At 54.5% G+C, this 10,432-nt stretch carries 11 protein-coding genes, 1 rRNA gene and 1 other RNA gene; all 13 read right to left on the bottom strand.

The genetic code is table 11. The features are described from left to right. Nucleotides 1-85, bottom strand: a 16S ribosomal RNA gene (locus RB620_RS12530); the annotation flags it as partial. A gap of 308 nt (nt 86-393) precedes the next feature. Then, nucleotides 394-657 carry a pro-sigmaK processing inhibitor BofA family protein gene (locus tag RB620_RS12525; protein ID WP_308094761.1) on the bottom strand — a complete coding sequence of 88 codons (264 nt, stop codon included), beginning with the start codon at nt 655-657 and terminating at the stop codon, nt 394-396. After that, nucleotides 654-899, bottom strand: coding sequence for a DUF2508 family protein (locus RB620_RS12520; RefSeq protein WP_308094760.1), 246 nt, complete (start codon nt 897-899; stop codon nt 654-656). Before RB620_RS12520 ends, RB620_RS12525 begins: the two co-directional genes overlap by 4 nt. Nucleotides 900-1,159: 260 nt before the next feature. Beyond that, entirely contained in the window at nt 1,160-1,759 is a 600-nt protein-coding gene (gene recR / locus RB620_RS12515; protein WP_308094759.1) for a recombination mediator RecR, read from the bottom strand. A gap of 71 nt (nt 1,760-1,830) precedes the next feature. Further along, entirely contained in the window at nt 1,831-2,142 is a 312-nt protein-coding gene (locus RB620_RS12510; RefSeq protein ID WP_308094758.1) for a YbaB/EbfC family nucleoid-associated protein, read from the bottom strand. Nucleotides 2,143-2,168: 26 nt separating this feature from the next. Next, a complete protein-coding gene (dnaX, locus tag RB620_RS12505) occupies nt 2,169-3,956 on the bottom strand; it encodes a DNA polymerase III subunit gamma/tau (RefSeq protein ID WP_308094757.1) in 1,788 nt (595 codons plus the stop codon). Between the two features lie 211 nt (nt 3,957-4,167). Then, an RNA gene (ffs, locus tag RB620_RS12500) (signal recognition particle sRNA large type) lies at nt 4,168-4,435 on the bottom strand. A 125-nt stretch (nt 4,436-4,560) separates the two neighbouring features. Further along, entirely contained in the window at nt 4,561-4,980 is a 420-nt protein-coding gene (locus RB620_RS12495) for a hypothetical protein (protein WP_308094756.1), read from the bottom strand. Nucleotides 4,981-5,062: 82 nt separating this feature from the next. Further along, a complete protein-coding gene (rpmE, locus tag RB620_RS12490) occupies nt 5,063-5,260 on the bottom strand; it encodes a 50S ribosomal protein L31 (RefSeq protein ID WP_308094755.1) in 198 nt (65 codons plus the stop codon). A 156-nt stretch (nt 5,261-5,416) separates the two neighbouring features. Then, entirely contained in the window at nt 5,417-6,670 is a 1,254-nt protein-coding gene (locus tag RB620_RS12485; RefSeq protein WP_308094754.1) for a radical SAM family protein, read from the bottom strand. 30 nt (nt 6,671-6,700) lie between these two features. After that, entirely contained in the window at nt 6,701-8,044 is a 1,344-nt protein-coding gene (rho, locus tag RB620_RS12480; protein ID WP_308094753.1) for a transcription termination factor Rho, read from the bottom strand. A gap of 69 nt (nt 8,045-8,113) precedes the next feature. Further along, nucleotides 8,114-9,373 carry a UDP-N-acetylglucosamine 1-carboxyvinyltransferase gene (locus RB620_RS12475; protein ID WP_308094751.1) on the bottom strand — a complete coding sequence of 420 codons (1,260 nt, stop codon included), beginning with the start codon at nt 9,371-9,373 and terminating at the stop codon, nt 8,114-8,116. Nucleotides 9,374-9,568: 195 nt separating this feature from the next. Next, nucleotides 9,569-10,423 carry a class II fructose-1,6-bisphosphate aldolase gene (fba, locus tag RB620_RS12470; RefSeq protein WP_308094749.1) on the bottom strand — a complete coding sequence of 285 codons (855 nt, stop codon included), beginning with the start codon at nt 10,421-10,423 and terminating at the stop codon, nt 9,569-9,571. Nucleotides 10,424-10,432 lie beyond the last annotated feature (9 nt).

Genomic DNA, 10,432 nt, shown 5'->3' with positions numbered 1-10,432 from the left:
AAGCACTCCATCAGATCCGCTCGACTTGCATGTATTAGGCACGCCGCCAGCGTTCGTCCTGAGCCAGGATCAAACTCTCCATAAAAGTGTTTGATAGCTCTAAAACGTTGTTGCTATTTTCGATCAATATGCTTACGAAGTGTTTTGCTTCGCAAAACTTAAGATCGGGCAGTTTCGCTCGTTGTTCAGTTTTCAAAGAACAATTTCTTGTCTTTCGTTTCTTGCGTGTCGGCCGTTTGTCTCAGCGGCGACTTTTATAATATATCACAGGCGCCTAGAGGAATGCAAGCACTTTTTTTAAAAACTTTTTAAACCGTTTTTTCCTCTGCGTCAGGCGCGAGTAATAATGTAGCATACCTGATTGCCCCCCGTCAACCCTAATCTCCAAATTCCCTACATGACGGTCCACTGCAAGCCTGCAAGCAACGCGATGCCCGGTACGCCTAGCACAACAACCGTCCCGACCGTGACCGGGTTCAGCGGGATATACATACCAGGGACCAGCCCGCTGTAATTCAGCACGTATAACACGCCGGCTGCCGCCACCAGATGCAGAGCGAATCCGCGAAGCCAAGCCAGCGGCATTTTGTTACGTATCAAAATCCAAATCAACAGAGCCGAAGACCCGATTAACATTGCGGTCCATACCGTCTTCATTTTACGATTCCCTCCCATTTGGGCCATGGGCCTCTCATCCGTTTCGCTTTGCTGAGCAGCATGTCATACCGTTTCTCCGCGGTAATAATGGAGAAGATCGCATAGTCGATCTGCTCTTTCCCCGCCGCATGATTGAAGAAACGTTTGGCATTCTCCCATTGCGTCAGCGTCTCCCGAATTTCCGCCTTCAGTTCTTGCTTGCGCTCAAGCTCTTCTTTATCCAGTTCGCTTCGACGTTCCATTTCCCCACCCGCCTTGTCCAAGCTAATTAACGACTTCCTTCTATGTGTATAAGCTTGTACTCGCGATTAGAACATTCAGGCGGAGGAAAGCGAACCTGTCCATGCAAGCAGGATCACGGTAGCCCAATCATACGCGACGAGAAGATGGATAAGCCCTCACTAAAGCATTTCGTTAATCAGCAAAAAAAGAAACCGCCCCAACAGCGCAGGTTCGCGCGGTCGAAACGGTTCTTTCGGTTATGAATGTATATTTCGATACATTAGCTGAGCTCTCTGCGTCCCTCTAGCGCTTTGGACAACGTCACCTCGTCGGCATATTCCAAATCTCCACCAACCGGCAATCCGTGCGCGATCCGGGTCACCTTCAGACCGAACGGCTTAACTAGGCGGGACAAATACATCGCCGTAGCTTCACCCTCGATATTCGGGTTCGTGGCCAGGATCAATTCTTGAACGCGCTCGTCGCTAAGCCTTCTTAACAGCTCGGCAATTCGAATCTCGTCAGGTCCGACTCCCTCCATCGGAGAGATTGCGCCTTGGAGCACATGATAATAGCCGTCGAATTCCTTCGTCCGCTCCATCGCAACCAAGTCCTTCGACTCCTGAACGACACAAATAACGGAGCCGTCGCGGGATTTGTCCTGGCAGATTCTGCATGGATCGGTGTCCGTAATGTTGCAGCAGACAGAGCAATAAAATAAATTTCTCTTCACGCTGACCAGCGCCTTGGCGAAGTCGATCACGTCGTCTTCCTTCATTCGCAGCACATGGAACGCAAGTCTTGCCGCTGTTTTGGGACCAATGCCCGGAAGACGGGTAAAGGCGTCAATCAGCTTCGCTATCGGTTCCGGGTAATACAAAGGTACAGCTCCTTTCAGACTTTGAGAAAACCTTTATCGAAGCCATTCAATATCGAACGACCCGTCCAATATTAGAACAATCCCGGAATTTTCATGCCGCCCGTAAATTTGCCCATATCTTTGTTCGCCAGCTCGTCTGCTTTCGTAAGCGCGTCGTTCACGGCAGTAAGTACAAGGTCTTGCAGCATTTCTACGTCATCCGGATCTACGGCCTCGGGCTTAATGGCAATGCTGAGCACTTTCTTGTGGCCGTTTACTTCCACCGTCACAACGCCGCCGCCAGCGGTTCCTTCGACAATTTTGCTTTCGAGCTCTTCCTGGGCTTTCATCATTTGTTCCTGCATCTTCTTCACTTGCTTCATCATTTGGTTCATATTGTTCATCTGAAGTCACCTCTTCATTAGTATAATTAAGTTTTATCCTTCACAACAACCAGATCTTCGCCGAAGAGCTTCACGGCTTCCTCGACCCATTCCGGCTGCTTCGGCGACGACGACTCCACAGATTCGTGCTCCAGCTCGAAGTCGCCAGCCGGTGTTTCCCCGGCTCCATCGACGCCGGATTGCCAATCTTTCTGCATGACCGTTACAAGCATATAAGACTTGCCCAGGACGTCGCTTGCAATCCGCTCGATGATTTCTCGATGGTTTGGCTTCTCGGTCGTTTCCCTGTGGATCTCGTTCTTGAAGGCAAGCAGGAGATTGTTCTCCGATACGGAGACGAGTTCCCCGTCCTTAAGCCAAGCGTGGAGGGTCACTTTCTCTTCCTTCACCCGCTGCAGCACGTCGCCCCACTTCATGCGGGCGGAGCCGGAATCGGGACTGCCCGCGGATGCCAGATAAGCATCCAGCTTCACCTTGGTGCGCGCAACGCCGCCTCCGCCGCCGAAGGCTCCGCGGGTAGCGCCTCGCGTCGCAGCCCCGCCTCCGGCACCTCGGCTTGCCGTTGCCGCTTCTCCCGCGGCCGCGATGGCTGCTCCTCCACTGATAAGACCCTCGATCTTCCGCTCGAGCGCCGCGATCTGCTGACGCAGCGCTTGCACCTCCGTCGAGGAGGCGCCGCTTCCGGAGGATGAAGCTTGGCCGCCGCTTGCGGTTCCGCTCCTCACGCCTTCTTCGAGCGTGCAGAGCTTGAGCAAAGCAACCTCGAACACCGTCTGCGGCTGCGTCGCATGTTTCAGCTCCGCCTGATAGCGGTTCAGCGTATCGATCATTGCGAACAATCGCTCCGGCGAATACGCTTCGGCCATCTCGCGGAACCGCTCGCGGTCCACGATTCTCTCCGTAGCGGCACCGCCGCCCGGCGCCAGCTTCAGCACCAGCAAGTCGCGGAAATAATAAATGAGATTCTCTAAACACTTGTCGGGACTCTTGCCGGCTTGCGTCAGCCCTTCGACCAGCGGCATAATGGCCGCGGCGTTCCGATCCCTTACCGCTTCAGCAAGCTGGTAGAATTGTTCAGAAGCCATACCGCCCGTCACGTCGACGGCGGCTTCGAGCGTAATCCGCGAATTACCGAACGCGGATACTTGCTCCAGCAAGCTGATGGCATCCCTCATGCCGCCTTCGGATAACCTTGCGATATACGCGATCGCATCCTCGTCCGCGCTAATGCCTTCTTCCGCGCAAATCTGCGATAACCGCTGCGTCTGCTCCTGAAGCGATACCTGACGGAAGTCGAACCTCTGGCATCTGGAGATGATCGTGGCCGGCAGCTTGTGCGGCTCCGTCGTGGCCAGAATAAAAATAACATGCCCCGGCGGCTCTTCCAACGTCTTGAGCAGCGCGTTAAACGCTTCCGAGGTCAGCATGTGCACCTCGTCGATAATGTACACCTTGTACCGAACTTCGGATGGCGCGTATCTTACTTTGTCCCGTATGTCACGGATCTCGTCGATGCCGCGGTTGGACGCCGCGTCGATCTCGATCACATCCATAATATGTCCTGCCGTTATTCCTTTGCAAGCGTCGCACTCGTTGCACGGCTCGATCGCCGGTCCCCGCTCGCAATTCACCGCTTTGGCCAGCACTTTGGCCGTCGTCGTCTTGCCCGTTCCCCTCGGCCCGTTAAACAAATAGGCATGGGAAACCCGATTCTCGCGAATCGCGTTCTGCAAGGTTTGTATAATATGCTGCTGTCCAACCATATCCTGAAACGTCTGAGGACGCCAGGCACGATATAAGGCGATATGTGTCACGCGGCTCTTCCCTTTCAGCTGCTTGCGATACCTTATTATACTACATCAGGGAGTTGAGCGTAAGCGTTATCCATCATTCGCTGCTCGGTTGCGACTTTTCCGAAGCATGCAAAAATGCCCGCAACCGCGAAGTTCCCCAAGCGTTATGCTTGTTGAACCTGCAGCTGCAGGCATATGTGCAAGGCTTGCGCCCCTCATTCCTTAAGTAGAACCGTGCACCTGCCCCCGATATATGCGATCCAAGCGGCACTCTTGCTACACAGCTCGAGCCAGGCACTCCCCCGGCACATGAACTAACTTGCTTACGGCTGCTTCCTTCCGGACCTGACCGGGTTCACAAGCGTCCATTGCGGAGGACCCAGCTGTCAACACTGCTTGCAAGCGCCAAGCCTCACATCAGCATAACCTCAGACAGGAATTCAACCTCGCTACAGCGGATTGCGAGTTACAGGGCACCGCTACCTCCCCATCTAGCACGGCATAGACAAGTATAGTACATTCCGGGGCAAAGCGCAACCGATGGTGAATTTTACACAAAAACGAGGCCCAGAGTCTTCGATGTCCAATGACTCTCGAGCCGCGATCAATCGATTCGTTTGCGCCATTATCGGCTTGCTTTTACGTGCACCTCGTACCTCGGCATGTTCGTCTGCACGATCGACTGCGCCCGCGCGCGCAAGTTTTCGAGTTGAGCGTCCGTCATATCCCGATCCGCTTTCAGGTTCACGTGCAGTTCGCTGCCGTTGAAACTGACCTGGGTCGAACGAATGCCCGCGACCGGCTCGAGGACGCGCTCGATCAACCTTGTATCCTTCTCGTACAGCAGAGTCGTATTGCGGTTCATCAAATTCGGGTTGCTGTTCGAATAACCCATATAACCATCATGGCCGTAGGATCTTGCCTCACCCGGCTCCGCGCCGGCGCAACCCGACCCGAGCAGCATAGCTGCGCCGACCAATCCGGTCAGCATCCATTTGTGAAGCGGTCTCTTGATGCCATTGTCCTTCCGATATCGCTTGGTCATAAAAAAACCTCCCTTATAACCATAGGATGGCTGAGGGAGGTTCTTGTATTCTGCCAAATAAAGGCCGAATGCTTGGTATGAATTACATGCCGTATTTCTTCTTGAAACGGTCGACGCGGCCGCCGGCATCCAGGAACTTCTGCTTACCCGTGAAGAATGGGTGACATGCGGAGCAAATCTCTACGCGAAGAGTCGGTTTGATGGAACCTGTCTCGAACGTATTGCCGCAAGCGCAAGTTGCTGTAACGACGTGGTATGTCGGATGAATACCTTGTTTCATCTCGTTCACCTCTTTCTGCCCTGAGCCACATGCGGGCCCAGAGTATAAATCACACATAGTGGATTATAGCACGAAGCGGCTTCGCGTTGCAATGATCAAAGCCGCCTCCCGGCTCAGTGGATGCATTTGCCAAACGATTATCGAGCCTAAACCGCGTTATCTGCGCAATGCCGCTGGAGGCACATGCGTATACGAGCCGATGACGACGTCCGGAAGTTCCTCGCGGAATATCTCCAGCATCTGTTTCATGCCGTAAATCTCGCCTTGCGGCTTCGGAATAAGCGCCAGGTAGCTCTCGGGATCGATGTTCAAATTCCGCATTTGAATAAGCTTCAGTCCCGTGCGTTTCGCGAAGCCGATCATCGCCTCGATCTCTTCCTCGCGATCGGTCACGCCGGGGAAGATGAGGTAGTTGATCGACGTGTACACGCCCTTGTCGGTCGCGTATCTCAGCGACTTCTCCACGTTCTGCAACGTGTAACCCCGCGGCTTGTAATAGGCGTTGTAGTGATCGTCGAGCGCGCTGATCGTACTGACGCGCATCAGATCGAGACCGGCGTCCACGATCGCTCGGATGAAATCGGTCAAACCGGCGTTCGTATTAATATTGATATAACCGAGCGAGGTAGCGGCTCTGACGCGCTTCATCGCTTCCACTATGATCTTCACCTGCGTGGATGGCTCGCCCTCGCAGCCTTGGCCGAAGCTGATGATGGACTCCGGCTCGCGCAGATGCTCCAGCATGATGTCCACGACCTCGTCGACCGTCGGCTTGAAGTTCATCCGCGTCTGCGGAGCCAGGAAGCCGCTGTCGTCCGGTTGTTCGGAGATGCAGCCGAAGCAGCCCGCGTTGCATGAGTAGGATACAGGTACCGCCCCTTCCCACCGGCTCAGGAACGTGTTCGATGCCGTCAGGCATTCGTAGCCGAGGGCGCAGTTCGACAGATGTTTGTACAGCCTGTTGTCGGGATACTTCTCGAGCAGCCGCTCGACTTGCACGCCGAGCTCCTTGCGGTCGCAATTTAGCGGATCCCAGCGTTCGGGATCGTCGCATTGCTCGGCTGCCACGTAGAAGCCGCCATCCTTCCAGACGACGGCGGTATAACCGAACAGCGGCAGCTTCTCGTTTTTGTCAGCCTTCACGTAGCCAGGCAAACATAAGCGCGTATAACCTTGCGGCAGCAATGCGCCGACCGCCTGCGCGCCGCCGGGCAGCACTTGCATCTCTCCGCTGTCCGGATCAAGGCCGATCGGGCGCGTGAACGGCAAGCTAACGAGCGTAGCGCCTTCCGGAAGAGGAATAAGCTCCTCCTCCATCATTTCGACGACCATGTCGCCGCTGCGTCCAAGGCCGTAATATTCGGGATGGTCGAACACGTTGCCGTGTTCGTCCGCATATACGAGATTCATGATGTCCTCCTTCCAGCCGGGCAGCGAAATCTAAGACCCTTGCGTTGATCTTGCCACGGGTCTTCTGCTCGCGGATGACGATGGGGAACTGCTCTTCATCGCCGGTCTTTCGTTCCTCGAAGCTTCCGCCGAAGTATCCAGAGACATGAGGAACTGCTCGTTGTTCTCCGAATCCTTCAACTTCTTCAGGAAATTGTCGACGAACTCCACCGAATCGTTCATGCTCTTGCGGATCGCCCATACTTTCTCGAGCTCTTCCTTGGTAAGCAGCATCTCCTCGCGGCGCGTACCGGATCTGCGCATATCGAGCGCGGGGAAAATGCGTCTTTCCGCAAGCTTGCGGTCCAGGTGCAGCTCCATGTTGCCCGTACCTTTAAATTCTTCATAAATGATATCGTCCATACGCGAACCCGTCTCGATCAGCGCCGTCGCAAGAATCGTCAAGCTTCCGCCTTCCTCCACGTTGCGCGCAGAACCGAAGAACCGCTTCGGACGGTGGAACGCAGCCGGATCGATACCGCCGCTCAGCGTGCGTCCCGAAGGAGGAATGACCAGATTGTACGCGCGCGCCAGCCGCGTGATGCTGTCCAGCAAGATGACGACGTCCTTCTTGTGTTCGACCAACCTCAGCGCGCGCTCGAGGACAAGCTCGGCTACCTTGATATGATTTTCCGGCAGCTCATCGAACGTCGAAGCCACGACTTCGCCTTTCACGGAACGCTGCATGTCCGTTACTTCCTCCGGGCGTTCGTCGATGAGCAGCACGAACAGCTCGATATCGGGACGATTCTCGGAGATGCTATTGGCGATTTCCTTGAGCAAGAGCGTCTTGCCCGCCTTAGGCGGAGCGACGATCAAGCCCCTCTGGCCAAGTCCAACGGGAGCTAACAGGTCCATCATGCGGGTGGAGAGCTTCGACTTTGAGGTTTCGAGCACTAATTTCTTCTCGGGATATAGAGGAGTAAGAGCAGGAAAGTGGAGTCGTTCCGATGCCGTATCGGGATTCTCGCCGTTCACGGCGTTCACTTGCAGCAAACCGAAGTAACGTTCGTTCTCCTTGGGCGGCCGGCACTTGCCGGAAACTAGATCGCCGTTCCTTAAATCGAATCTGCGTATCTGCGATGCCGAAATATAAATATCTTCTTTGCTGGGCAAATAGTTGATGGGACGGAGGAAGCCGAAGCCTTCCTGCAGGATGTCCAGCACTCCCTCCATAAACATAAGCCCGCTCTTCTCCGCTTGCGCCCGGAGGATGGCGAATATAAGTTCCTTCTTCTTCAGCTGACCATAATAAGCAATCTGATATTGCTTAGCGAGCTTGTACAGCTCCGTCAGCTTCATCTCTTCCAGATCTGCAATCTGAAGATCCGACATGTCCTCACCACTTTATTCAAATTGTTGGGGCTATTCCTGATTATTCATCCTTGCCAGGAATTCCCTGATCTATTCCGAGTCGTTCTCGCGCCAGACTTCCGCGCCCAGTCTCGTTAAATTCTCGACCAGATGGTCGTACCCGCGGTCGATGTATTCCACGCCGGTTATCTCCGTCACGCCATCCTCAACAGTCAAGGCGGCTACGACAAGCGCGGCTCCCGCGCGCAGATCGGCGGCTTTTACTTTCGCCGCGTTGAGCTTGCCGCCTTCGATGATGGCGGATCTGCCTTCCACACGGATATTGGCTCCCATCCGGGCGAGCTCAGGGACATGCTTGAACCGGGTACCGTAAACGTAATCCGTCAGAATGCTTACGCCCTTCGCTTGGGTGAGCAGCGTCGTCATCGGCGATTGCAGATCGGTAGCGAAACCCGGGTAGACAAGCGCCTTCACGTCGACGGCCGTGTAGTCCGGTGATCCAACGATGCGAATCGCTTCATCCATCTCGTATACTTGCACGCCCATCTCTTCCAGCTTGGCCGTCATCGCTTCCAGATGTTTGGGAATGACATTATCAATGAGTACATCGCCGCGCGTAGCAGCGGCCGCAATCATATAAGTGCCCGCTTGTATGCGGTCGGGAATAATAGAATGGCGGCAACCGTGCAGCTTGTCGACGCCTTCGATACGGATCGTCTCGGTGCCGGCTCCTTTTACGTTCGCCCCCATGGCGTTCAATAACGTAGCTACATCTATAATTTCAGGCTCTTTTGCCGCGTTTTCGATAATGGTAGAGCCTTTGGCCCGCGAGGCCGCCAGCATGATGTTAATCGTCGCTCCGACGCTTGCGACGTCCAGGTAAATCTTCGCCCCGCGCAGTTGCTTGGCGGAAATATGAATCGATCCGTGCTCGTTCGTTACGGTAGCGCCTAAAGCCTCAAAACCTTTGATATGCTGATCGATTGGACGCGGCTCAAAGTTACAGCCGCCAGGCAAGCCAATAACCGCTTCGCCGAATCGGCCAAGCATGGCACCCATTAAATAATAAGAAGCGCGAAGCAGCTTTACTTTTCCGTTCGGCATCGGCCTTGCGGCCAGCTTCGACGGATCGATGCGCATCGTATCCCCGTCACGGGTTACCGCCGCGCCTAATTCTCGCAAAATATCGCTATAAACCGCGACATCGCTGATAAGTGGCAAATTATCCAATACGACTTCCGATTCCGCTAAAATCGCGGCCGGGACAAGTGCAACCGCGCTGTTCTTCGCGCCGCTGATCTGTACGGTTCCGCGCAGCGGACGTCCGCCGCGTATCATCAATTTCTCCATGAAAGATTAGTTCCTCCTCTTAAGTTGGAAGAGAACAAGCAGAAACACCTGCGGCGTCCTTGTCAGAGGACGCCACCGTTTCGCGTTGAATTCTAAGTCCGTTTGAGAAAAACCGCCGCGGCAAGCAGGCCGCGGCCCCAGCCGGTTCATCCTGCTTGCTCTCTCAGGCGGTTTACGTTCCCTTGCTCTCTTCGCTTAAGCTTGGTTGTTGCTTCCGAACAAGCGGATTTTTTCTTGGATGACAGCCTTCATTGCGGAACGAGCAGGCGTCAAGTATTTGCGCGGGTCGAATACATCGCCGTTCGCGCTCAGCACTTCGCGGATCGCGTTCGTGCAAGCCACTTGGTTCTCGGTGTTTACGTTGATCTTCGCAACGCCAGCTTGGATGGACAGACGAATCGCCTCGTCCGGAACGCCGGAGCCGCCATGAAGAACGACAGGAACCGGGATTGCGTCGGCTACCTTTTGGATGATATCGTAGTGGATCTTAGGCTCGCCTTTGTACATGCCGTGCGCCGTACCTACGGCAATCGCCAGGCAGTCTACTTTCGTTTCTTCGTAGAAGCGGATCGCTTCTTCAGGGTCAGCCATTTTGGCATCTGCTTCGTCTACGCTGAGGTCATCCTCTACGCCGCCGATCGTGCCCAGCTCGCCTTCAACGGAAACGCCCATCGCGTGAGCCGCTTTGACGACTTCCTTCGTCAGGGCGATGTTTTCTTCCAGACCGTAGTGGGAACCGTCGAACATAACGGAAGAGAAGCCCGCGCGGATACATTTCATCGCGACTTCGAAGCTGCTTCCGTGGTCAAGGTGAAGCGCGATCGGCAAGCCGGATTTCTTAGCTGCCGCTTCAGCCATAGCAACCGTGAATTCGATTCCCATATATTTCAGAGCGCCTTCGCTGACTCCGTAAATAAATGGCGATTTTTCTTCCATGGCAGCCTCGACAGTCGCTTGCGCGAATTCAAGGTTGTTCATGTTGAATTGACCTACTGCAAATTTGTTCGCTTTCGCTCTAGGCAAAAACTCGTTCATCGAAACCAATGGCATAGTCTTCAT

It is taken from the genome of Paenibacillus sp. LHD-117 (genome assembly GCF_030929555.1).
In the GTDB taxonomy this organism is placed as follows: domain Bacteria; phylum Bacillota; class Bacilli; order Paenibacillales; family Paenibacillaceae; genus Pristimantibacillus.
Note: the sequence above shows the minus strand (reverse complement) of the source record. Positions and strands in the feature narration are given on the sequence as shown.